Annotated in this window: 23 protein-coding genes and 1 pseudogene; 16 read left to right on the top strand and 8 right to left on the bottom strand. The window is 64.8% G+C overall.

What is annotated here, in order from left to right; genetic code table 11:
- Nucleotides 1-5 precede the first annotated feature (5 nt).
- Nucleotides 6-668, bottom strand: a complete 663-nt coding sequence (locus ACQY5A_RS04535; RefSeq protein ID WP_428339193.1) for an HAD-IA family hydrolase — start codon at nt 666-668, stop codon at nt 6-8.
- A 196-nt stretch (nt 669-864) separates the two neighbouring features.
- Between ACQY5A_RS04535 and ACQY5A_RS04540 the strand changes: the two genes are divergently transcribed.
- A complete protein-coding gene (locus tag ACQY5A_RS04540) occupies nt 865-1,458 on the top strand; it encodes a TetR/AcrR family transcriptional regulator (protein ID WP_428339194.1) in 594 nt (197 codons plus the stop codon).
- Nucleotides 1,459-1,791: 333 nt separating this feature from the next.
- Here the strand turns inward: ACQY5A_RS04540 and ACQY5A_RS04545 are convergent, their stop codons facing one another.
- A complete protein-coding gene (locus tag ACQY5A_RS04545; protein WP_428339195.1) occupies nt 1,792-3,042 on the bottom strand; it encodes an alpha-hydroxy acid oxidase in 1,251 nt (416 codons plus the stop codon).
- On the opposite strand from ACQY5A_RS04545, the gene ACQY5A_RS04550 reads away from it, so the two are divergent.
- Nucleotides 3,043-3,474, top strand: coding sequence for a DUF1810 domain-containing protein (locus ACQY5A_RS04550; protein ID WP_428339196.1), 432 nt, complete (start codon nt 3,043-3,045; stop codon nt 3,472-3,474).
- Here ACQY5A_RS04550 and ACQY5A_RS04555 read toward each other — a convergent pair.
- The 3 genes from ACQY5A_RS04555 to ACQY5A_RS04565 are packed head-to-tail and all read right to left on the bottom strand — an operon-like array spanning nt 3,471 to nt 5,951.
- Nucleotides 3,471-4,769 carry an alpha-amylase family protein gene (locus ACQY5A_RS04555; protein ID WP_428339197.1) on the bottom strand — a complete coding sequence of 433 codons (1,299 nt, stop codon included), beginning with the start codon at nt 4,767-4,769 and terminating at the stop codon, nt 3,471-3,473. The genes ACQY5A_RS04550 and ACQY5A_RS04555 overlap by 4 nt on opposite strands.
- A gap of 58 nt (nt 4,770-4,827) precedes the next feature.
- Nucleotides 4,828-5,364 carry an alkyl hydroperoxide reductase gene (locus ACQY5A_RS04560; RefSeq protein ID WP_428339198.1) on the bottom strand — a complete coding sequence of 179 codons (537 nt, stop codon included), beginning with the start codon at nt 5,362-5,364 and terminating at the stop codon, nt 4,828-4,830.
- The gene (locus tag ACQY5A_RS04565) at nt 5,364-5,951 is read right to left on the bottom strand and encodes a peroxiredoxin (protein ID WP_428339199.1); all 588 of its coding nucleotides are present in this window, start codon (nt 5,949-5,951) and stop codon (nt 5,364-5,366) included. Before ACQY5A_RS04565 ends, ACQY5A_RS04560 begins: the two co-directional genes overlap by 1 nt.
- A gap of 105 nt (nt 5,952-6,056) precedes the next feature.
- On the opposite strand from ACQY5A_RS04565, the gene ACQY5A_RS04570 reads away from it, so the two are divergent.
- The 4 genes from ACQY5A_RS04570 to ACQY5A_RS04585 are packed head-to-tail and all read left to right on the top strand — an operon-like array spanning nt 6,057 to nt 9,148.
- Nucleotides 6,057-6,992 carry a hydrogen peroxide-inducible genes activator gene (locus ACQY5A_RS04570; RefSeq protein ID WP_428339200.1) on the top strand — a complete coding sequence of 312 codons (936 nt, stop codon included), beginning with the start codon at nt 6,057-6,059 and terminating at the stop codon, nt 6,990-6,992.
- Between the two features lie 52 nt (nt 6,993-7,044).
- On the top strand, nt 7,045-7,677 hold the full coding sequence (locus tag ACQY5A_RS04575; RefSeq protein ID WP_428339201.1) for a PaaI family thioesterase: 633 nt from the start codon (nt 7,045-7,047) through the stop codon (nt 7,675-7,677).
- A gap of 9 nt (nt 7,678-7,686) precedes the next feature.
- Nucleotides 7,687-8,382 carry an EthD domain-containing protein gene (locus ACQY5A_RS04580; protein WP_428339202.1) on the top strand — a complete coding sequence of 232 codons (696 nt, stop codon included), beginning with the start codon at nt 7,687-7,689 and terminating at the stop codon, nt 8,380-8,382.
- Nucleotides 8,383-8,392: 10 nt separating this feature from the next.
- Nucleotides 8,393-9,148, top strand: coding sequence for an enoyl-CoA hydratase/isomerase family protein (locus ACQY5A_RS04585; protein ID WP_428339203.1), 756 nt, complete (start codon nt 8,393-8,395; stop codon nt 9,146-9,148).
- Here ACQY5A_RS04585 and ACQY5A_RS04590 read toward each other — a convergent pair whose 3' ends face one another.
- Nucleotides 9,149-9,331 carry a (2Fe-2S)-binding protein gene (locus tag ACQY5A_RS04590; RefSeq protein ID WP_428339204.1) on the bottom strand — a complete coding sequence of 61 codons (183 nt, stop codon included), beginning with the start codon at nt 9,329-9,331 and terminating at the stop codon, nt 9,149-9,151. It abuts the gene before it with no gap.
- A 279-nt stretch (nt 9,332-9,610) separates the two neighbouring features.
- Between ACQY5A_RS04590 and bfr the strand changes: the two genes are divergently transcribed.
- The 8 genes from bfr (at nt 9,611) to ACQY5A_RS04630 (ending at nt 17,421) form a co-directional block, all read left to right on the top strand.
- Nucleotides 9,611-10,108 carry a bacterioferritin gene (bfr, locus tag ACQY5A_RS04595; RefSeq protein WP_428339205.1) on the top strand — a complete coding sequence of 166 codons (498 nt, stop codon included), beginning with the start codon at nt 9,611-9,613 and terminating at the stop codon, nt 10,106-10,108.
- 19 nt (nt 10,109-10,127) lie between these two features.
- A complete protein-coding gene (locus tag ACQY5A_RS04600; RefSeq protein WP_428339206.1) occupies nt 10,128-12,221 on the top strand; it encodes an MDR family MFS transporter in 2,094 nt (697 codons plus the stop codon).
- A gap of 19 nt (nt 12,222-12,240) precedes the next feature.
- Complete coding sequence (locus ACQY5A_RS04605) at nt 12,241-12,735, top strand: carboxymuconolactone decarboxylase family protein (protein ID WP_428339207.1); 495 nt, start codon at nt 12,241-12,243, stop codon at nt 12,733-12,735.
- A gap of 45 nt (nt 12,736-12,780) precedes the next feature.
- Nucleotides 12,781-14,133 carry a glutamine synthetase family protein gene (locus ACQY5A_RS04610; protein WP_428339208.1) on the top strand — a complete coding sequence of 451 codons (1,353 nt, stop codon included), beginning with the start codon at nt 12,781-12,783 and terminating at the stop codon, nt 14,131-14,133.
- A complete protein-coding gene (locus ACQY5A_RS04615) occupies nt 14,121-15,248 on the top strand; it encodes an amidohydrolase family protein (protein ID WP_428339209.1) in 1,128 nt (375 codons plus the stop codon). Before ACQY5A_RS04610 ends, ACQY5A_RS04615 begins: the two co-directional genes overlap by 13 nt.
- A gap of 30 nt (nt 15,249-15,278) precedes the next feature.
- Nucleotides 15,279-16,115 (top strand): lysophospholipid acyltransferase family protein, encoded by an 837-nt coding sequence (locus tag ACQY5A_RS04620; protein WP_428339210.1) that lies wholly within the window; start codon nt 15,279-15,281, stop codon nt 16,113-16,115.
- A complete protein-coding gene (locus ACQY5A_RS04625) occupies nt 16,115-16,555 on the top strand; it encodes an SRPBCC family protein (protein ID WP_428339211.1) in 441 nt (146 codons plus the stop codon). Before ACQY5A_RS04620 ends, ACQY5A_RS04625 begins: the two co-directional genes overlap by 1 nt.
- 119 nt (nt 16,556-16,674) lie before the next feature.
- Nucleotides 16,675-17,421: an SDR family NAD(P)-dependent oxidoreductase gene (locus tag ACQY5A_RS04630; protein WP_428339212.1), complete on the top strand. Its 747-nt coding sequence runs from the start codon at nt 16,675-16,677 to the stop codon at nt 17,419-17,421.
- A gap of 224 nt (nt 17,422-17,645) precedes the next feature.
- Here ACQY5A_RS04630 and ACQY5A_RS04635 read toward each other — a convergent pair whose 3' ends face one another.
- Together ACQY5A_RS04635 and ACQY5A_RS04640 are read right to left on the bottom strand one after the other, a co-directional pair.
- Entirely contained in the window at nt 17,646-18,356 is a 711-nt protein-coding gene (locus tag ACQY5A_RS04635; protein ID WP_428339214.1) for a hypothetical protein, read from the bottom strand.
- A 63-nt stretch (nt 18,357-18,419) separates the two neighbouring features.
- Nucleotides 18,420-18,837, bottom strand: a pseudogene (locus ACQY5A_RS04640) (nuclear transport factor 2 family protein).
- Between the two features lie 183 nt (nt 18,838-19,020).
- Between ACQY5A_RS04640 and ACQY5A_RS04645 the strand changes: the two are divergent.
- Together ACQY5A_RS04645 and ACQY5A_RS04650 are read left to right on the top strand one after the other, a co-directional pair.
- Nucleotides 19,021-20,814, top strand: a complete 1,794-nt coding sequence (locus tag ACQY5A_RS04645; RefSeq protein WP_428339400.1) for a CocE/NonD family hydrolase — start codon at nt 19,021-19,023, stop codon at nt 20,812-20,814.
- A 57-nt stretch (nt 20,815-20,871) separates the two neighbouring features.
- Nucleotides 20,872-21,765 (top strand): dienelactone hydrolase family protein, encoded by an 894-nt coding sequence (locus ACQY5A_RS04650; RefSeq protein WP_428339216.1) that lies wholly within the window; start codon nt 20,872-20,874, stop codon nt 21,763-21,765.
- Nucleotides 21,766-21,774: the final 9 nt, after the last annotated feature.

A 21,774-nucleotide genomic window follows, 5' to 3' on the forward strand; every position in this document is an offset into this window, starting at 1 on the left:
CGCGCTCATGCGACGAGACCTGCCAGCTGTTCGGCGTCGAGAGATTCGACGGTGTCTTCGGCGGCCGCGAAATCGCCGTCGGCAGTGTTCTCGTTGGGAAACGCGATACATCTGACACCGGCGGCAGAAGCGGCGGCGACTCCGCCGACGTTGTCCTCGATGGCGACGGCGGAGTCCGCGTCCTCGGCGAGCTGCTCCAGGGCGAACAGATAAGCAGCGGCGTCCGGCTTCGGGTTGGCCACGGAGTCACGATCCACGATCACGTCGAAGGTGTCGGCGTCGATGTCCGGGCTCAATGCCTCCAACAGCGCGGAGACGTTCTCCGGGGAGGTCGTGGTGACGAATCCGAGCTTGATGTCGCGGCGCTTGGCCTCGTTGACGGTGGCGACGACCCCGGGCCGCGTCTTGAGGCCCGACGTTGCCAGCAGTTCCTGGAAGATCTGCGATTTTGTCGCATGCACCACCTCGGCGTCGACATCGTCGCCCTGGGCCTCGGCGTAGTCGGCGATTCGCTGCGAACCGCCGTTGGACTCGAGCATCGCCACGTAGTCGGGCTGTGACCACGTCCAGTCCAGATCGTGGGCTTCGAATGCCTCATTGAACGCACGGCGCTGCAACTCCGAGGTGTCGACGAGCGTGCTGATCGAACCAAAAAGGATGGCAGACATGGTATTCCTTCGAGTGGAGTGGCTATTCGACCGAACCGACCATCTGGCCGACCCGTACGGTAACCATTTCCCGGTACACTACTGGTCTAAACGTCCATTAGCGACTAAATCTTCCAATATAGAATCGGTCACTATCGGCTAACTTCTCTGGGGCGGTTCTACTCAGGCAAGACCAGCGCAAAGGTGGAGTGCACAGATGACACCCGGCTCGGGCGATAAAGCTCTCAGCAACGGTGAAGACGCGCGGGTGGCACGCACCCGTGCGGATGTCGCGCGCGCCGCACTCAAAGTGCTGACCGATGAAGGTTCGGACGCCGTGACGCACGCGCGGGTCGCTGAACTGGCCGGCTACTCCAAGACAACGCTGTACACGCACTGGCCATCGCGGGTGGACCTGATCGTGCTTGCCGTGGATGCATTGGGTGAACTGCCGCACCATCAACGAAGTGGAGACCTGCGCGACGACATCATCGGCGAGCTGGTGGCGTTCCGCGGGGGCATCACCGAAATGCGTCTGGACCTCATCCTGACCGGGATGGCGCAGTGGGCGTCGGTCGAAGAAATGCGAGAGATCCGCGACAAGATCAACAACTCCGGCCAGGGGCAGATGCGCGCGATGCTCGGGGAATTCCTTGACGGAGTCGAACTGGAAGCGGCCCTGTCGATGCTCACGGGTGTGGTGGCCTGTCCGTCGATCATGTTTGGCACCCTGCCGGACGACGAGGTGATCGCTGCGGCAGTCGACATCGTGCTGCGCAGCGCGACGCACCGAAAATCATCGAAGCGGTAGAGCATGACGGCCCGTGCTGGTGCTAGCGGCAAGGTTCACCGATTCTTCACCGTCGCGTCGCGGGTTTCTCCACCCGGTCGCCAGTAATCCCGCAACGCTTGTCGTCGTGGCCGATATCTGAATTGTCCTCGGAATTCTCGGATTTGTGAGCGCAGCAATGACGCTGATCTTCGGCATGGGGCGGGCGTGACCGTCACAGCCAGAATCTTCGCAACGGTAGCGTCCGAGTGCCCCCACGGCCCACCTTAGGGCCAGCTCCCAAACTGGTACGTGACAGCGAGCTGCCGTCGCGATGTCGCGCGTCCACAAGCACTACTGTCGTGGCACATTCGATCAGCCGGACGGCGTCAGCCGACGCAGCTGCGTGACGTGTTCAGGGGACAACTCCTCGAGGCACGTGACTCCCAGCAGCTTCATGGTGCGGACCAACTGAGCGGACAGGATGTCGACGGCTCGCTGCACACCGGCTTGCCCACCCGCCATGAGCCCGTACAGGTAGGCGCGGCCGATCAACGTGGTGCGCGCGCCCAGCGCGATTGCCGCGACGATGTCGGCGCCGGACATGATGCCGGTATCCACCAAAATCTCCGTATCGGCTCCCAGTTCGCGCGCCACCGTCGGCAGCAGATGGAACGGCACCGGCGCCCGATCGAGTTGGCGACCACCGTGATTGGACAACACGATTCCGTCGACGCCGAGATCCACCACGGCGCGTGCATCCTCGAGGGTCTGAATGCCCTTGACGACGAGCTTGCCTGGCCAGTGCGATGTGATCCACGCGAGGTCGTCGAAGGTCAGGCTGGAGTCGAACATCGTGTCCAGATACTGGCCGACGGTGCCCGACCAGCGATCCAACGACGCGAAAGACAACGGCTCGGTGGTCAACAGGTCGATCCACCACCGCGGTCGCAGCGCGGCGTCGAGGGCGGTCCGCAGCGTCAACGCCGGCGGAATCGCCATCCCGTTACGCACATCGCGCAGCCGCGCGCCCGAGACCGGGACGTCGACGGTTGCCAGCAACGTGTCGAAACCCGCATCCGCGGCCCGCTTCACCAGCGCCATCGACCGCTCCCGGTCCCGCCACATGTACAGCTGGAACCACTTGCGGCCCTGCGGCGCAGCGGCTGCGACGTCCTCGATCGAGGCGGTCCCCAGCGTCGACAGCGAGAACGGGACGCCGGCCGCGGCGGCGACCCGGGCCCCGGCGAGTTCGCCGTCGGTGTGCATCAGCCGGGTAAAGCCCGTCGGAGCGATCGCGAAGGGCAGCGCGATCGGCCCACCCAACACCTGCCAATCGGTTCGGACACTACTGACGTCACGCAGAATGGTCGGATGGAACTCGATGTCGCGGAACGCTTGTCGCGCCCGCTCGAGCGAAATCTCGTCCTCAGCCGCGCCGTCGGTGTAATCGAAGGCGGCCCGCGGTGTCCGGCGCCGGGCCAGGAGCCGCAGATCGCCGATGGTCTGCGCGTCCTCGAGCCGGCGCTGAACGCGGTCGAGCCGCGGCTTGCGAAAACGGATCAGCGGCGCGAGGTCACGCGCTTTCGGCATCCGCCGTTTGACCACTGTGCCACCGTAGGGCATATGAATTTCGCGAGCGACCCTTTCGATCTACAGCGCTTCGTCGGCGCGCAGGCCCGGGTGTATGCGGGCGTCGTCGACGAGCTGCGGGCCGGCCGCAAGCGCAGCCACTGGATCTGGTTCATCTTCCCGCAGATTGCCGGCCTGGGCAGCAGCGTCACCGCGGCCCGGTATGCGATCTCGTCGCTCGATGAGGCGCGGGCCTATCTTCGCCACGAGGTGCTGGGTCCACGGCTGCGCGAGTGCACCCGGCTGGTCAACGCCGTGCAGAACCGCTCGATCGGCGAGATCTTCGGGTCACCCGACGACATGAAAGTCCGCTCCTCGATGACGTTGTTCGCCCATGCCACGCTCGACAACGGCGAGTTCGTCCAACTGCTGGCCCGCTACTACGTCGGCGAGGAAGACCCGCTGACGCTGCAGCGTCTGGGTTAGACCGGGCGCAGGATCCGCCAGCCGAGCGGCTCGACCGCCACCGTCTCGACCACTTCGAGCGGCGGGGCTCCGCTGCCGGCGATGATCGCCGCCGGGCCGAGTTTCAGCCGAACGCGCAGGGGAGTCTCGTCGATGTTGAGTGCCACGATCAACGTCTCGTCGCCGTGCCGGGTCTGGTACACGTACTGCCGGTTGTCCAGCTGCAGCGCAGAAGTCGACGCGGCGTACAGCCACGGATGCCGTCGGCGCAGGCCGATCAGGTATTGGTGCAGGGACCATATCTCGACACCGTGCGCATCGAGTTGAGCTGGGGGAGAACCGAATTCCGGACGCACCGCGTCGTCACCGCCGAACCGTTCCTCCTTGAGACCGCGGTAGTCGAGCTCGTCGCCGGCATAGATGCTGGGAACACCGCCCACCGTCATGAGGATGACCAGGGCGTGAGCGAGATGTTCCGGGCGCTCGAGTTGGCTGGCGATGCGGGTGACGTCGTGGTTGCCGATGAAGGTCAGCGGCGCAAAGCTTTTGACGAACTCGGTGTGACGGTGCAACGCATGATCCAGCTCGAAGAAGTTACCGTCGTTGAGCCCGCTCCAGATCGCTTTCCACAGCTCGTACTGGGTGGCCGAGTCGAACCCGGTCCCGCGGACCACCGCCGCGTAGTCACCGTGAATCAGCTCGCCGACAAACCATGCATCCGGATGCTCCTGACGAACCTTCGGCAGAACGGACGTCCAGAAAGCCTGCGGCACAGCGTAAGCGGCGTCCAATCGCCAGCCGTCCGCTCCGCGCTGCAGCCAGTGCGCCATCACACCGGCGGTGTAATCGGCGACCTCCGGGTTGTCATGGTTCAGCGCGAGCAGGCCATCATGGCCTTCAAAGGTGTGGAACTTGGGCGGCCGGCCTCGGAACCAGCGCGCGGCCGCCTCGTCGTGTGCGGCTTCGCGGTAGCGCGGGAAGTCGGTGCCGACGTGGTTGAACACGCCGTCGAGCAGCACCCGCAAGCCACGTTGACGCGCTTCGGCGATCAGATAGTCGAAGTCGTCGTTGTCGCCGAGTCGCGGATCGATGCGGTAGTGGTCGGTGGTGTCATACCCGTGGGTGCGTGAAGCAAAGATCGGCCCGAGCGCGATTCCAGAGGCACCCAGCGCAATCGCGTGGTCGAACCACTCGGCGATGCGCCGTAGCCGGTGATCGTGTGGCTGCGGCGCGGGTTCTGCCGGGAAAGCACCCACAAAGCCCAACGGGTAGACATGCCACCAGATCACATGCTCGACCCAAGGGGGTTCGCTCACCGCCGGCACCTGGCCTCCACCTCAGTGACGATCACAAGCCCGAAGTGTACGGGCGAGGCTATCCGGCGGTAGCCAACGTTTGGGCGGTAGTGATCGCCTGGGCGACACCGGTGATGATCGCCGCCGCCTTGAGCGCCTCCAGGATCACTACGCGATCGACGCCGGCCTCGCGCAAGGCGTGCTCGTGAGCAGTCATGCAATGACCGCAGCCGTTGATCGAGGACACCGCGAACGACCACAATTCGAAAGTTGCTTTGTCCACGCCGGGGTTGCCGATGATATTCATTCGCAACCCCGGGCGCAGATCGTCGTACTTGCCGTCCAGGAAGCCACGGCCCCGATAGAACACGTTGTTCATTCCCATGATCGACGCGGCCCCCAGTGCTGCCTGGTACGCCTCGGCGGACAGCTCGTCGGCTGCTTCGGCACCAATCTCAGCCAGCACCTGGGTGTTTCGCGAGGCCGCGGCGCTAGCCAGCAAGGTACCCCACAACTGCTCGGCGTTCAGCGCGGTGGTGCGGCTGATAGAGCCGAGGTTGAGCTTGAGATCCTTGGCGTATTCGGGCAGCGCCTCTTTCAGATTGTCGACACTCATCAGGCCGAGGCCTTGAGCAGTTCGCCGGCGTCCAGGGTCGGGTCCCCCTTCTTCCAGTTGCACGCGCACAGCTCGTCCGACTGCAGGGCGTCGAGCACGCGCAGCACCTCGTCGACGTTGCGGCCCACCGAACCGGCGGTCACCGAGACGAATTGGACTTCGTTGTTGGGGTCGACGATGTAGGTGACGCGGTCGGCAACACCGTCGGCGTTGAGCGCGCCGGTGGCCTCGACCAGTTCGCGCTTGAGGTCCGAAAGCATTGGGAACGGAAGCTTTTTCAGGTCCTCGTGCTGGGCACGCCACTGAAAGTGCACGAACTCGCTGTCCACCGAGACGCCAAGCACCTGGGTGTCACGATCGATGAACTCGTCATTCAGCTTGCCGAAGGCGGCGATTTCGGTCGGGCAGACGAAGGTGAAGTCCTTCGGCCAGAAGAAGACCACCCGCCACTTGCCATCGAAGTCACCGCTGGAGATCGTGGTGAAGTAGTCCTCGGGCTGTTGCGCGTCGACCTTGGACAGGTCTCCACCGATCAGCGCCGTCAGCCGGTAGGTCGGGAACTGGTCGCCGATAGTCAGCAGTGCCATGTCGCTCCTCCACTCAAATTGGATTTAGTCAAGAATTCAGCTGACTCCATCCTGCCGGAACCACACTTTGAATGAAAGGTGATCTTTCCCACTACACTGATAGGTATGACCGATAAGAGTTATCAACCGACGATCGCTGGTCTGAGGGCCTTCGCCGCAGTGGCCGAGAAGCACCACTTCGGCAGTGCTGCAACAACTCTCGGTGTCAGTCAGTCGACGCTCTCGCAGGCGCTCTCGGCCCTGGAGACCGGCCTCGGAGTGCAACTGGTCGAGCGTTCCACGCGTCGGGTTTTCCTGACAATCGAAGGTACCGCGCTGCTGCCACAGGCCCAGGCGGTGATCGAGGCGACAACGGCCTTCACCGCGGCGGCGGCGGGGTCGGCCGATCCACTGCAGGGCACCATCCGGCTGGGCCTGATTCCGACCGTGGCACCCTACGTCCTGCCAACACTGCTCGCGGGGCTGGCCGATCGACTTCCCGGGCTGACGTTGCGGGTGATCGAGGATCAAACCGAACGACTGCTGACCGGGCTGCGCGAGGGGTCGGTGGACGCGGCGCTGATCGCCGTGCCGGCCGAGGCCGGCGGCATCACCGAGATCCCGATCTACGACGAGGATTTCGTGCTGGCGCTGCCACCGGGCCATCCGTTGTCCGGGAAGCGACGGGTGTCGCCGGCCGTGCTGGCCGAGCTACCGTTGCTGCTGCTCGACGAGGGACACTGCCTGCGGGATCAGGCGCTGGACGTCTGCCGCACGGCGGGTGTGCACGCCGAGCTGACCAACACCCGGGCCGCGTCGCTGGCGACTGCCGTGCAGTGCGTCGCCGGCGGACTGGGCGTGACGCTGATTCCGCAGAGCGCAGTCGCTGTCGAGAGCGTGCGCAGCCGCCTGGGCCTGGCCCACTTCGCCACACCCCGGCCCAGCCGTCGAATCGGACTGGCGTTCCGCTCGTCCAGCGGACGTGAAGGACCGTATCGACAGCTCGCGGGTTTGATCGGCGAGCTGCTGGCCGACGACCAGCAGGTACGCCCGGTGAAGTAGCCACACGTACCCCACCACGCCGGCCGAAGTGAACGTGTTCTAGTTTCGCCTGATGCTGGACTTCACCCTGGACAACATCAGTGCCGAGGAGGTCGAGCGGCTGCGGGCGGTCTACCAGCCGCTGACCGAGTCGGTTCGGGACTTGATCGACGCGACGGTCAGGACCGAGGTGGACGCCGCCGCCGTCGCTGCAGCCAAGGCCGAGATCGATTCGGCCACAGCACGTTTGCGGCAAAAGCAGACCCATGGAAGCTTCGGCGTGCGCTACCTCGCCACGGGCGAGCGGATGGCCTGGGGCAACGCCGTCGTCGGGATCCGTAACCCGATCGCGCCGCCGGTGCAGATCCGGCGCGATGTGGACGGGAAATCGGTATGCGATTTCCACCTGGGTGCCGCATACGAGGGCCCACCCGGTCACGTCCACGGCGGCGTCGCCGCGCTGCTGCTCGATCACCTGCTGGGGGAGGCGGCCAGCGACGGCATCAATCCTCGCCTGACCGGCACCATAAGCTTCCGCTATGTCCGCGCCACCCGACTCGGGGACTTACACGCCGAGGCCATGATCACCCGCACCGTGGGAGTGAAGACCTACGCCATCGGCCACCTCGCCGACGGCGAAGGAGTCACCGTCGAGGCAGAGGGCGTTTTCATCCAACCGCGTTGGGCGCGGGATCGTTCGGAATAGGTGTCGACTGTGGAGAAAGTAGTTGCGGTCCTGCTGGCCGCCGACCGTGACGAGGACTGGTGCGAGCGGCAGCGAGGATCCGTCGCCGAGGCACTGCTGGAATTGGGTGTAGCCGGGCTGACCGTCAATGTCCGCGACCGCGCCGTCAGCAAGTCACTGATGACCCTGACAACCCTCGACCCACCCGCGGCCGCTGTGGTGAGCATCTGGACACCGCAGTGTTACGGGCAGCAGATCACCCAAGCCTTGCGACTGCTGGCGGCCGAGTGCGATCGAGTCGCGGCCTATCTGGTCACCGAGTCGACTCCGCTGGCCGCGCCGCTCGAATTAGGCAGCCGGACAACAGGTTTGGTCAACATTGCGCTGCTGCGCCGGCCGACCGGGCTGGACTACCCGAGCTGGCTGCAGCGTTGGCACGATCACACACCCGTGGCGATCGAGACGCAGTCCACCTTCGGCTACACCCAGAACGCGGTCGTCCGCGCGCTGACGCCGGATGCGCCGCAGCTGGCGGGCATCGTCGAAGAGCTGTTCCCGATCGAAGCGGTCACCGATTTGAAGGCGTTCTTCGGCGCAGCCGACGACGCCGACCTGCATCAGCGACTGTCCCGGATGGTCGCCAGTACATCGGCGTTCGGAGCCAACGAGAACATCGACACCGTGCCGACCAGCCGCTACGTACTCAAGACACCCTTCAACAGTTGAGGAGACCTCGGTGATTCTTCAGATCGAGGACCGCAACCGGGTCCGCACTCTCACGCTGAACCGGCCCGACGTGCTCAACGCGTTCAACGAGGCGCTCTATGAAGCGACCGCCGACGCGCTAGAGCAGGCCGCCGCGGATCCCGAGGTCGCCGTCGTGCTGCTGACCGGGACCGGTCGCGCATTCAGCGCCGGCAACGATCTCAACGAAATGCAGGCGCGCATCTCCGACCCCGAAATGGGCAACCAGGGCTCATATTTCACCGCGATGATCGACGCCCTGACCCGATTCCCCAAGCCGCTGATCTGCGCCGTGAACGGCGTCGGCGTCGGAATCGGCACCACCATCCTGGGCTACGCGGACCTGGTTTTCATGTCGTTGACGGCTCGGTTGAAGTGCCCGTTCACCAGCCTGGGCGTCGCGCCCGAGGCGGCATCGTCGTATCTCTTGCCGCAATTGATCGGCAGGCAGAACGCGGCCTGGCTGTTGATGTCCTCAGAGTGGGTGAGCGCGCAGGAGGCGCAGGCCATGGGCATGGTGTGGAAGGTGTGCGAACCCGGCGACCTGCTCGACGAGGCCCGCAAGCACGCCGAGATTCTTGCCGCCCGGTCGATTCCGAGCCTGATCGCGGTCAAGCAGTCCATCGTCGAACCGATACGACCGGATATCGCGGCGGCAACCGAACGCGAAAATGCACATTTCGCGGAGCTTTTGGGGGGACAGGCGAATGCGGCGGCGCTGGCGGACTTCACCGCCAAGCGGGGATGATCAGCTGCCGGTAGGTTGCAACTGGGCGGCGGCCTCGATGATGGCCCGGACGGTGCGCCTGCACCGCCCGCAGTCCAGACCCGCGCCACACTTCGTGGCAACCTCTTTGGACGTCGACGCGCCTTCGGCAACAGCCTCGGAAACGGTCTGGCTGGTGACTCCTTCGCACAGGCACACGTACATCAGCGGACCCCGCTGATCCGGTGCTCCGCACAGGGCACAGTCAAAACGGCGCGCATGTAGGCAAGTCTAACCTAACTCGCTTCGCGAAGGCTATCCTTACTTAGGTAAGGCTTTGACCAGCACTTTTAGTGAAATTGGTCCGCGCACACCGTGTAAATCAGCACGCCGCCCGTCGTAGACTCGACTAGATTTATGGTCGGCGGGTGGTGATGTTGCAGCCCAACGTCACCGATGATCGCCGCGACTCGAAACCGTCTCAGGGGACATAAAGGAGCGATCGTGCAAGGTGATCCTGATGTTTTGCGCCTACTCAACGAACAGCTGACCAGCGAACTCACCGCGATCAATCAGTATTTCCTGCACTCCAAGATGCAGGAGAACTGGGGTTTCACCGAGTTGGCGAGCCACACCCGAGCCGAATCGTTCGACGAGATGCGGCATGCCGAGGCGATCACCGACCGCATCCTGCTGCTCGACGGGTTACCGAACTATCAGCGGCTCTTCTCCTTGCGCATCGGTCAGACGCTGCGCGAGCAGTTCGAGGCCGACCTGGCGATCGAATACGACGTGCTGAACCGCCTCAAGCCGGGCGTCATCTTGTGCCGCGAGAAGCAGGACTCCACCAGCGCCTTCCTGCTGGAAAGCATCATCGCCGACGAGGAGAATCACGTCGACTACCTCGAGACGCAACTTCAGCTCATGGACAAACTCGGCGAGGAACTCTATTCGGCTCAGTGTGTTTCGCGGCCGCCGACGACCGGGATAGCCAGCCACTGAGCGGGTATAGCTGCTGCGTATGACGAGAGCGCAGACGACGACCCCACCGGACCCGGAGATCAGCGGCGCCCTGGTCAGTCCACAACGACGCAATTTCGTCTTCCTGGCGATCGTGCTGGGCATGCTGCTGGCTGCGCTGGACCAGACTATCGTCGCCACCGCGCTGCCCACGATCGTCGCCGACCTGGGCGGGGCGGGCCACCAGTCGTGGGTGGTCACCAGTTATCTGCTGGCCTCCACGATCATCACCGCGCTGGCCGGCCGGCTCGGTGATGTGTTGGGCCGCAAGCGAATATTCCAGGCCGCGGTGTTGTTCTTCGTCGCCGGGTCGGTGTTATGCGGGCTGTCGCAGTCGATGGCGATGCTGGTCGGCGCCCGCGCGCTGCAGGGCATAGGCGGCGGCGCCATTGCGGTTACGGCGACCGCGCTGATCGGCGAGGTCATCCCGCTGCGGGATCGTGGCCGCTACCAGGGCGCGTTGGGTGCGGTATTCGGTGTCACCACCGTGATCGGCCCGCTGCTGGGCGGGTATTTCACCGATCACCTGACCTGGCGTTGGGCGTTTTGGATCAACGTGCCGGTGTCGATCGTCGTCTTTTTCGTTGCGGCGGCCGCGATCCCGGCGGTCGCGGCCCGCGCCAAGCCGGTGATCGACTACACCGGCATCCTGTTCGTGGGCCTCGCAGCCACCGGTTTGACGCTGGCCACCAGCTGGGGCGGCACCACCTATCCGTGGAGTTCGGCGACGATCATCGGGCTGTTCGTCGCCTCGGCGGCGGCGCTTGGCGTCTTCGTCTGGGTCGAAAACCGTTCGTCTGGGCCGGAATCCGCGCCGATCCTGCCGACCCGTCTGTTCGCCGATCCGGTCTTCACGGTGTGCTGCGTGCTCTCGTTCGTGGTCGGGTTCGCCATGTTGGGCGCGCTCACGTTTTTGCCGACCTACATGCAGTTCGTCGACGGGGTTTCGGCGACCACATCGGGTCTGCGTACGCTGCCGATGGTTGCGGGCATGCTGACGACCTCGATGGGCAGCGGTATTCTCGTCGGGCGGACCGGCCGCTACAAAATCTTTCCGGTCGCCGGAACGGCGGTGATGGCACTCGCTTTTCTGCTGATGTCCCGGATGGATCCAGCCACCTCGGCACTGCTGCAGTCGGTGTTGCTGTTCATCCTCGGCGCCGGGATCGGCTCATGCATGCAGGTGCTGGTCCTGATCGTGCAGAACACATCGAAATTCGAAGACCTCGGCGTCGCCACGTCGGGGGTGACCTTCTTCCGGACGATCGGAAGCTCCTTCGGCGCAGCCATTTTCGGATCGCTGTTCACCAACTTCCTGCACGGCCGGATCGGCCCCGCACTGGCGGCCTCGGGCTCCTCCCCGGCGGCGGCGAACTCACCGGAGGCGTTGCACCGGCTGCCGCACGCGCAGGCCGCACCGATCGTCGCCGCCTACGCCGCCTCGCTCACGCAGGTCTTCCTGTGGGCGACACCGGTGGCGCTCGTCGGCTTCGTGCTGGCGTTGTTCCTGCGTGAGGTGCCGCTGCGCGATATCGGCAACAACGCCGCCGACCTGGGCGACGGGTTCGCCATGCCGAGCTCGCAGACGCCGGAGGAAATGCTGGAGACCGCGATCGCCCGCCTGACGCGTGGCGAGCCGGGGATGCGGCTGCGCAGCATCGCCCTGCGACCCGACTGCCGGCTCGACGTCGCGGAGTTGTGGGCATTGCTGCGCATCAACCGCTATCAGCAAGCCCTCGGCATCGCCCGGATCACCAACATCGGTGAGCAGTTGGGGATTCCGTACGAAGTCCTCGAGCCCACCTTCGACCGGCTGGTCCACGGCGGCTACGCGCAACGCGATGTCGACCGGCTGTGGCTCACCCCGGCCGGCGCCCGCGAGGTCGACTTCCTGTCGTCGCTGCTTCAGGGATGGATCATCGACAAGCTGACCCGATCGACGAATTTCGAAGGCCGGCTCGACCGGGCTCAGGTCGAGGCAGCGCTCAACCGCATCACCCACCGCATGGTCGCGCAACCGGACTGGGAAGATGATCAGCCCAAGCTGTCCGAGCTTGCCACCGGAAAAATTCCTCTCGGGCCTCAACTCCGGTAGCCGGGCGTAACATCCAGCCATGAGCCGAATTGGAACCTTCCCAGAAGACGACCTCGCCGGCTGGGTCCTGAAATCACCAGAACTAGGCACGGCGATCGGTGCGTTCGCCAACGCGGTCTACAGCAAGAACCGGTTGCCGATGCGGACCCGCGAACTCGCGCGGACCGTCATCGCCCACGACAACGAATGCGAAGTGTGCGTCAACACCCGCGACGCCGACGGACCTGCGGCCGGTGTGGATGAAGAGTTGTACGAGCATGCGCACGAGTGGCGCAGCTGGCCCGGATACAGCGACCAGGAACGACTGGCCGCCGAGTTCGCCTACCGGTTCGCCACCGAGCACACGAAATTGCGCGACGACGAAGACTTCTGGTCCCGCGCCGGCGAGCACTTTTCCGAAGAGCTGCTTGCCGACCTGGCACTGTCATGCGCGCTGTGGATAGGCATGGGCCGCGTCCTGCGCACGCTCGACATCGGCCAGAGCTGTCAGCTGACGCTGCCAAGCCGGTTGTGACACAACGATTTTGACAGACCGGGACCCATTTCCGCTGTCCGGCAGATGACAACCACACCCCTCGCCGCCGCAGCCATCGCCAAGCTCGAGGCCGATGGGGTGGACGCCGTCGTCGGCACGGTGATCAATCCGGCAGGGCTGACCCTGGCCAAGACCGTGCCGATCCGCCGCACCAATGCCTTCGCCGACCCCGGGCTGGGCGCCAGCCTGGTGTGGCACGCCTTCGCGATCGACCAGACGGGCATTGCGTTCACCGACCACAACGGTGTCGTCGGCGATCAGCGGGTCCGAATTGACTTGTCCGCGTTACGGACTCTCGGCGACGGACTCGCGTGGGCCCCGGGATCATTTTTCGAGCAGGACGGCACCCGAGTTCCGGAGTGCAGCCGCGGGACGCTACAGCGAATCGAGACCGCTCTCGCCGAAAGCGGGATCGAAGCGATGGTCGGCCATGAGATCGAGTTCCTCCTCGTACAGCCGGACGGGCACCGGTGGCCGTCGACGGCGTGGGCGCAGTACGGGCTGGCGGGTGTGCTCGAACACGAAGGGTTCATCCGCGATGTCATGGCGGCAATGACGTTGTCCGGCATCGCGATCGAGCAGTTGCATCCCGAATTCGGGACCAATCAGTTCGAGATATCCCTGGCGCCGCAGTCGCCGGTCGCATCCGTGGACCAGCTGATCGTCACCAAGATCGTGGTCAGCCGGATTGCCCGGCGTTATGGCATGCGGGTCAGTTTCTCGCCCGTGCCGTTTGTCGGCGAGGTCGGATGCGGTGCCCATCAACACTTCTCGTTGACCGATGCGGCCGGACCCGTGTTCTCCGATGGCGCAGGCGCCCACGGGATGACCGGCCACGGTGAAAGCGCCATCGCCGGGTTGCTGCGCGGCCTGCCCGAAGCCCAGGGGATACTCTGCGGCTCGATCGTGTCCGGACTGCGATTGCATCCCGGCAACTGGGCGGGCAGCTACGTCTGCTGGGGTACCGAAAACAGAGAAGCGGCAGTGCGCTTCGTGGTCGGCGGGCCGGGTAACCCGAACGGTGGCAACGTGGAGGTCAAGCCCGTCGATCCGTCAGCCAACCCGTACCTCGCGACGGCCGCGATTCTGGGCCTGGCGTTGGACGGCATCACGGGCAACGCGGTGCTCCCGACCGAGATCGAGATCGACCCGGCGGCACTGAGCGATGCCGATCGCAGCCTGGCCGGCATCGCGACGCTGTCCACTTCGCAGGCGCAAGCCATTGCAGCACTGGATAATTCGCAACAGCTGCGCCGCATTCTCGGCGATCCCGCCGTCGACGCCACGGTCGCGGTCCGCCGTTTTGAAAACGAGCACTATGCCCACCTGAATCGCGAACAACTGGCCGACAAGTTCCGGATGGCATGGAGCCTGTGACGGAGTCGGCGCTGGCCGAGCACATCGCCGGCGTGCCGCTGATCGATCAGCACATGCACGGCTGCTGGCTGGCGGCGGGGGACCGGCGCCAGTTCGAGAATGCTCTCAACGAAGCCAACACCGAGCCGCTCGCCCACTTCGACTCCGGCTTCGACACCCAGCTTGGCTTCGCCGTGCGCGCCTACTGCGCGCCGCTGCTCGGGCTGCCTCGACACGCCGAGCCGCAGGATTACTGGCAACACCGAAGTCAGCACAGCGGACCCGAGCTGGCGCGGATTTTCCTCGGGGCGGCAGGTGTCAGCGACTGGCTGGTGGACACCGGCTACGGGCAGGGCGTTGCCGACGTCAAGCAGGTCGCCGAGTTATCTGGTGGTCGAGCCTACGAAGTCGTCCGGCTCGAACAAGTGGCCGAACAAGCAGCGGCTGCACCAGGCAATTACGCATCAGCATTCGAACACATCCTGAGACAGCGGGCGGGGAGCGCGGTCAGCACCAAGACCGTCCTGGCCTACCGCGGCGGGTTTGACGGCGACCTGAGCGAGCCGTCGGCGGCCGAGGTCGCGACCGCGGCCGCGAAGTGGCGCGACAGCGGCAACACCCGGCTCACCGATCGGGTGTTGCTGCGCTTCGGACTGCATCAGGCGCTTCGGGTGGGCAAGCCGCTGCAATTCCACGTGGGCCTCGGCGACCGGGACTGCGACCTGCGCAGCGCCAACCCCCTGTACCTGCGGGATTTTCTCCAGCAGTCCGGCGAGATCCCAATCGTGCTGCTGCATTGCTATCCCTACGAGCGCGAAGCCGGCTATCTGGCCCAGGCGTTCAACAACGTATACGTGGACGGCGGTCTGAGCATCAACCACCTGGGCGCACGCTCACCGGCATTCATCGCGCGACTGCTGGAACTGGCGCCGTTCCGCAAGATCGTCTACTCATCAGACGGCTTCGGCCCGGCCGAGCTGCACTACCTCGGTACGGCGTTGTGGCGCAGTGGCATTCGCCAAGTGCTGAGCGGTTTCGTCGATGACGACGCTTGGAGTCTGGCCGACGCGATCCGGGTCGTGGACCTGATCGCGCACCGTACGTCGGCTCGCATCTACCGGCTCGACGAGGTGTGACGCAGATCAAATCCGGGTACAGACCGCGCTATGGCATCGACGCTAGACGGCCTCAAGGATTGGGTGCGGGAGCAAGTCTCGTCGCGCGTTCCCAAGGCTGATCTGGACCAACGGGACCCCGATTACATCCGCGATCAGCTGCCCAGGACGTGGCTGCTTGCGTCGCTTTACTTCCGCGCCGACGTCCAGCACCTGGACCGGATTCCGGCTGAAGGTCCGGTCCTTCTCGTTGGCAATCACAGCGGCGGCAACGTCCCGCCCGACACCTTTGTATTCACGCTGGCGTTCTGCTCCTATTTCGGTGTCGAGCGGCCGTTCTACCAACTGGCCCATAACCTCGTCGTATCGGCGCCGCCGCTGGGCTGGCTGCGCAAGTTCGGCACCGTCGCCGCCAACCCCGACAATGCGCGGCTGGCACTGGAATCCGGCGCGGCATTGCTCGTCTATCCCGGCGGGGACTACGAGGTCTTCCGGCCGTCGTGGGAACGCCACAAGGTCGATTTCGACGGCTGGATGGGTTATGTGAAGCTGGCACGCGAAGCCGGCGTTCCGATCGTGCCGGTGGCCAGCGTCGGCGGCCAGGAGGCCGCGTTGTTCCTGTCCCGCGGTCAATGGCTGGCCAAGTTGCTGAACGCGGATAAACTGTTGCGGCTCAAGAGTATTCCGATTTCGCTGGCGCTGCCGTGGGGCCTGAACATCAGCGACCTCGCCGGGCACATTCCGTTACCGACCAAGATCGCGATCGAAGTTCAGCATCCTATTGAGGTGGATGGTGACGATCAGGCCGTGCACGACAAGGTGATGGCCAGCCTGCAGGGCGGGGTCGACCGCCTCGCATCACGACGCCGATTCCCGGTGATCGGCTGATGCGCGTCGATCGCAGCAACGTCGTCGACGCCGACCGCGACACGGTCTGGAAGATCGTCAGCGATCCAGACCGATACCCGTCGTTCATGACCCGACTGGAGCGCTGGGAGAGCGCCAACGACCAGCCGCTCGGCGTCGGTGCCCGCTACTTCGTGCACTGGAAGGTGGGCTCGGTCCCGGTGGGCGGCCTGATGGAAGTCGTCGAGTTCGACGATCGGCGCGACCTGGCCTGGGTGGGCATCACCGGAATGACGTTGCGTGGCCGGATCCGGTTGCGCGATACGGGGAATGGCCAGACCAAGGTGACGTTCCGGCTGTCCTATCAGGCACCGGGTGGCATCTGGGGTTATATCGCCGACCGCGTTGCGGTGGGTCAGGTCAGCCGTATCGCCGCCGACACCCTCAAGCGCCTCAGGCAAATCGCCGAACTCGGCGGCTGATCGAGCCAGCGCGACAAACAGCTTTGGAATCGACCAGGTGTCGGTTGTGTTGCAGCTCATGGCCGGCATCGGTTGTCGGTGCTCTCGTTTACTGCGCGACTCATAGTCGAAGGACAAATATGACTCAACAGGTTGTTCTCATCACTGGGGCCCTCACCGGAATCGGCCGTGCGACCGCCGTGGCATTCGCCCGCAAAGGCGCCAAGGTCGTAGTGTCCGGCCGCCACGACGATAAGGGCCTGGATCTCGTCAAAGAACTCCGGGCGCTCGGCACCGAGGCAGAGTTCGTGAAGGCGGACGTCACGAAGGAGGACGACGTCAGCAACCTCGTCGACACAGCGGTCGCAAGGTTCGGTCGCCTCGACGTTGCGGTGAACAATGCGGGCTTCGAAGGCGAGCTCAGCCCCATCCAGGACGCCACGGTCGAGAACTTCAGGGCCGTCCACGACACGAACGTCCTCGGGGTGTTCCTGAGCATGAAGCATGAAGTACGCGCGATGACGGGCCAAGACAGCGGCAGCATCGTCAACATCTCCTCGACCTATGGACATAAGGGCGCGGCTGGTGGATCCGCTTATGTCAGCAGCAAATTCGCGGTGGAGGGCCTGACGAAGACGGTCGCGCTCGAGCAGGGGAATTCAGGAATCCGGGTCAACGCCGTTGCGCCGGGTCTGACCGACACCGAGATGGCCGACCGCTTCACGGGTACCGCGGAAGTCAATGACGCGCTGGTATCCACGATCCCATTTCTTCGACGGGGGAGCACTGACGAACTGGCCAACGCGATCGTGTTCATCTCGTCCCCGGAAGCGTCCTACATCTCCGGCACGGTGTTCGACGTGGACGGCGGCATGTCGGCGACCTGAGTCACGGGGACGGCTCACGTAGAGCACCAGGCGTTGGCCTAGCTGGGGATCGTCGCCGGCGGACTGTTCGCCTCGTCGGGATTACTGTCCGGCTTCTTCTGAGTTGGAGCGAGCAGATCACGTAGGCACGGGCCACTCGGTAATGGCGCACGAAGCGAAGGACTGCTGCACCACATCAAGCCAGGCGATAAGAAGCCAGCGGACAGCCCTATTGGATTTTGCGGTCAGTGCGGGTAATTTGCACACGCATCTTTCGGAAGCAGCGGCTCAGGAGGTGTGGAGGTCGAAGCGAGAGCGGGAATACCGAGGTCTTCTCGGGCGGCATCGTTGAAACGGTCGATGGCGTTTCCCAGCTCTTGCCTATTTGACTCCGTCTTATTTTCAAATGCCAGCAACTCAGGGCAGGGCGCACTTGCTGGGTCGTTGCTGGGATGGGCTAATCCCCAGCCTATGATCACGAATCGGCTTTGCTCAGCCGCTTCGAAAACCTTATTGCTGGCGTCTCGTACACGGGCGCTACCCCATAACTGTGCCAAGTCCAGAGCATGTCCGAAATCAGTGAACTTCTTTTCGAGGTCTGCTTTCTCCTCAGGAATCGGAGAATAGAGAAAAAACGGATATCGGTTTTCGATGGCTTTCACCTGAAGTTGGATGGCGATCGCCAGGTCACTCGCCGAATTTATGAAGCCGGCGTAGGCATCCTTTTGCTGCGAACGTGTGGAACTGACCTCTTGACGTATTGTCTCTTGCTTGTCGTGCTGGTTGGCCGTATACCAACCCGACCCCACCGCGATTGCACTGACGACCAAAGCCAGGAAAATGCTCGCCAGAGCTAGCCAGAATTCATTCGATCGCTTTTCCTTTGGCGACACGTCCGAAGCAGGTGGCGCGAGGCCAGAATCGCCGTCGTCGTGCGCGGGTGTGGGCTCTTCCACCAGGCCAACGGTACGGGAAGCAGGCGTTTCGCGCGCGGGCTAGGCATCCGCAGCGGGGACTGGTCAGACGAGGCCGGTGGCATCGAAAATCCAGCTGGTGTCAGCTCTTCCGAGGTCTTCCAGCCAGGTCGGCGGGGCATGGTTGGTCAACCCACCCATGTCCGCCGTCCTCGACGCGGTGCACCGAAACAAATTGCAGGACAGCGGTTTCTCCGCTTGCCCAGTTCCAGGTTTCGGAATGCTCATACATGACGTCGGAGCCGTTGGACACCAGCACGCCGTCGTGGTTCTCATAACCGGCCAGTGGTTCCAGCCCGACCTTGAGTCGCTTCACGATGTCGTCGGGCCCCCGCGCGGCCAGGGTCGGGCCGACGGGCATGTCGACGTAGACGCAGTCCGCGGACAGGAAGCTTTTGACGTCCTCCCAATCGCGGGCGGACAACGCCTTCCACAGACCGATCACCACTTCGTCAACCGACATGGAACAAGGCTTACAGGCAACCCCCGTGCCGGGCAAGCATCAACGCGTCTTTACAGTCGGCGCAGGCAACGACGCTCGCAGGAGGTAGGGATGCCAACGCTGCGATCACGACGCAAGCGCGCCCGCGAAACCAGCCCATCGCCGTTCTCGCCACCCTGGACGCCCAGAGCGGCGCAGTACGGGGTGGGGATTCACCACAACGTCGCCATACCGATGAGCGACGCAGTGCAACTGCGCGCCGACATCCACTACCCGACGGATCGCGACACGGGTGAGCCCGCCACCGGACCGTTCCCCGTGCTGCTGTCGCTGACGCCGTACGGCAAGAAGGCCCCGCCGCCGGCCGCCCAGATCGGCGGCGGCGCCACGCCGTACCTGATCAAGCGGGGCTACATCGAGGTGATGGTCGACGTCCGGGGGTGCGGCGTATCCGACGGAACCTTTCAGATGTTCGGCGCACGCCAATCGCAGGACGGGGTCGAGCTCGTCGACTGGGCGTCCACGCTGCCCAACGCCAACGGGCGGGTCGGCATGTTCGGGGTGTCCTACCTGGCGATCAACCAGCTGTTCACCGCCGCCGCGGTCGGGCCGAACTCACCGCTGAAGGCGATCTTCCCGGTGATGGCCGCACGCGACTTCTACCGCGACGCGGCAGCGATGGGCGGGGCACCGCACCTACGCACGATCCGGGCATACGGCGGGGTCTACAACCTGCTCAACGTCGTCAACCCGGTGCTGGAAGTGATCAACCGCGGCAAGCATCCGCGGCCACGCGCCGGTGGCATTGCCGGCGTGCGCAATCGCGGACGCGCTCAGCGCGGCTTCTTCGGACCGCTGGTCGCCGATGCCATGGCCGGCGGGGAAACGGCGTTCGACGAAGAGTTCTGGGAAGACTTGCGGACCGCCACGGTGATCCCGGCGATCGTCGCCAACAAGGTGGCGGTCTTCCTCGTCGGCGGCTGGCATGACGCCTTCCAGCGCGGCGTTCCGCTGAACTACGCCGCGCTGCAGAACGCCTTCGTGGGCCGGCCCGACGAGCAGCCGATGCAGCCCGGCCAGCCGGTCTCCGAGCAGCTGCGGCTGATGATGGGCCCCTGGTATCACGTCTCCAATTACGGCGGGCTGCACCTGCAGGCACTGCAGCTGCGCTGGTTCGATCGCTGGCTGAACGACGACGCCGAGGCGACCATCTCCGGAGCGCCGCTGACCTTCCAGGCCATCGGTAGCCCGCGGTGGTTCCACGCCCGCGAATACCCGCTTCCCGCGGCGACACCAACCCGGTTCTATCTGTCCGACCCAGGCCGGCTGACCGCCGAACCCGCACCTGAAACCTCGACGGCCACAGTCAAATACGTCGGTCGCGGTCCGGTCGCCGGCCGAAGCGTCGAGCAGTGGACGCTCGGAATGACCAGTTTCATCCGCAGTCAGCGCGGGGGACAGACCCGCTACGACCAGGACAACCGACGACTGCAGCGCGGCGCGCTCACCTACACCACCGAGACCTTCGCGACCCCCACACTGATCGCCGGGCCGATCACGCTGACCCTGCATGCGACCGCCGACACCACCGAATCACTGTGGGTCGCGCACATCGATGACCTCGCACCCGACGGCTCGTCCCGACCGCTGACCCAGGGCGCGCTGCTGGGCTCGCACCGCGCGCTGGACCCGGAGCGCACCTGGTACCTGCCCGACGGTTCGGTGCTCAAGCCGCACCACTTCAGCACCCGGGCGGCGGTCACACCCGTTGTTCCGGGGGAGCTCACCCGCTACGACGTCGAGATCTTCCCGACCGCCGCGTTACTGGAATCCGGTCACCGGCTGCGTCTGACGGTGACTACGTTTGACTTTCCGCACCTCGTCCCGACCGTGCCCGCGCGCCGAGCCCTGGCCGGGGGGACCTATCAACTACATCAGGGCGGACCCAGGCCGTCGCATCTGTTGATCCCGGTGGCCGAACCGGACCGTCTCGACTAAGCCTCTGCGCCAGCGTCATCCGGGCACGACCGCCGTTTGTGGCGCATACTCGCCTGGATGAGTTCGCTACAGCAATACATCGCCGAAGAGATCGCAACGGATCACGTCGAAGGATTGCTGACCCGACGCGAAGCCATGCGTCGGCTGGCACTGCTGGGGTTGGGCAGCAGTGCCGCGGCCGCGTTGATCACCGCATGCGGGAACGACGAGAGCCGACCGCTGCACTCCGGTTCGGGTGAGGGAGTGGAAGCGCCGGGCGCAAAGCGGGCGTTACCGACCGAGCCGATCACGTGGGCCGGTCCGCGCGGCAAACTCCAAGGCGCATGGGCCCAGGCCCACAACGCCCGTCGCGGAGTGCTGATCATCCACGAGAACAAGGGCCTCACCGACTGGGTTCATTCGGTGGCCGAACGATTCGCCGGCGCCGGCTATTCGGCACTGGCGATCGACCTGTTGTCCGAAGAAGGCGGCACGAGTCAGTTCACCGACCTCGCCAAAGCCACCGCCGCGCTTGCCGCCGCACCGCAGGACCGGTTCCTCGCTGACCTGAACTCCGGTACCCAGGAACTCCAGAACCGCGTCCCGGGCGGGAAAATCGCGGTCGTCGGTTTCTGCTTCGGCGGCGGGCTGGTATGGCAACTGCTGGCCTCCCACAATGCCCGCTTGTCGGCCGCGGTGCCGTTTTACGGCCCGCTTCCCGACAATCCCGACTTCAGCGGCGACAAAGCGACCGCGGTGCTGGCGTTCTACGGAGCTTTGGACAAGCGCGTGACGGCGTCGGAGCCCGCGGCGAGAGCCGCCCTCGAGCGCGCCGGACTGATCCACGACATCGTCATCGAACCGGGCGCCGACCACGCCTTTTTCAATGACGGCGGGCCTCGGTACAACGCGGCCGCCGCCGAGGACTCCTGGCGGCGGGTGCTGGAGTGGTTTGGCCGCTACCTGTCCTGACGGCATGAT

Source organism: Mycobacterium sp. (assembly GCF_965277065.1).
Lineage (GTDB): Bacteria > Actinomycetota > Actinomycetes > Mycobacteriales > Mycobacteriaceae > Mycobacterium.

What these genes read in the sequence shown, in the direction of transcription:
- ACQY5A_RS04650 (WP_428339216.1), top strand. Translation starts at nt 20,872, where the DNA reads ATGAGTTCGCTACAGCAATACATCGCCGAAGAGATCGCAACGGATCAC.
- ACQY5A_RS04545 (WP_428339195.1), bottom strand. Translation starts at nt 3,042, where the DNA reads ATGCCCTACGGTGGCACAGTGGTCAAACGGCGGATGCCGAAAGCGCGT.
- ACQY5A_RS04620 (WP_428339210.1), top strand. Translation starts at nt 15,279, where the DNA reads ATGGCATCGACGCTAGACGGCCTCAAGGATTGGGTGCGGGAGCAAGTC.
- ACQY5A_RS04540 (WP_428339194.1), top strand. Translation starts at nt 865, where the DNA reads ATGACACCCGGCTCGGGCGATAAAGCTCTCAGCAACGGTGAAGACGCG.
- ACQY5A_RS04615 (WP_428339209.1), top strand. Translation starts at nt 14,121, where the DNA reads ATGGAGCCTGTGACGGAGTCGGCGCTGGCCGAGCACATCGCCGGCGTG.
- ACQY5A_RS04570 (WP_428339200.1), top strand. Translation starts at nt 6,057, where the DNA reads ATGACCGATAAGAGTTATCAACCGACGATCGCTGGTCTGAGGGCCTTC.
- ACQY5A_RS04610 (WP_428339208.1), top strand. Translation starts at nt 12,781, where the DNA reads ATGACAACCACACCCCTCGCCGCCGCAGCCATCGCCAAGCTCGAGGCC.
- ACQY5A_RS04630 (WP_428339212.1), top strand. Translation starts at nt 16,675, where the DNA reads ATGACTCAACAGGTTGTTCTCATCACTGGGGCCCTCACCGGAATCGGC.
- ACQY5A_RS04625 (WP_428339211.1), top strand. Translation starts at nt 16,115, where the DNA reads ATGCGCGTCGATCGCAGCAACGTCGTCGACGCCGACCGCGACACGGTC.
- ACQY5A_RS04560 (WP_428339198.1), bottom strand. Translation starts at nt 5,364, where the DNA reads ATGAGTGTCGACAATCTGAAAGAGGCGCTGCCCGAATACGCCAAGGAT.
- ACQY5A_RS04575 (WP_428339201.1), top strand. Translation starts at nt 7,045, where the DNA reads ATGCTGGACTTCACCCTGGACAACATCAGTGCCGAGGAGGTCGAGCGG.
- ACQY5A_RS04590 (WP_428339204.1), bottom strand. Translation starts at nt 9,331, where the DNA reads ATGTACGTGTGCCTGTGCGAAGGAGTCACCAGCCAGACCGTTTCCGAG.
- ACQY5A_RS04600 (WP_428339206.1), top strand. Translation starts at nt 10,128, where the DNA reads ATGACGAGAGCGCAGACGACGACCCCACCGGACCCGGAGATCAGCGGC.
- ACQY5A_RS04605 (WP_428339207.1), top strand. Translation starts at nt 12,241, where the DNA reads ATGAGCCGAATTGGAACCTTCCCAGAAGACGACCTCGCCGGCTGGGTC.
- ACQY5A_RS04550 (WP_428339196.1), top strand. Translation starts at nt 3,043, where the DNA reads ATGAATTTCGCGAGCGACCCTTTCGATCTACAGCGCTTCGTCGGCGCG.
- ACQY5A_RS04565 (WP_428339199.1), bottom strand. Translation starts at nt 5,951, where the DNA reads ATGGCACTGCTGACTATCGGCGACCAGTTCCCGACCTACCGGCTGACG.
- ACQY5A_RS04535 (WP_428339193.1), bottom strand. Translation starts at nt 668, where the DNA reads ATGTCTGCCATCCTTTTTGGTTCGATCAGCACGCTCGTCGACACCTCG.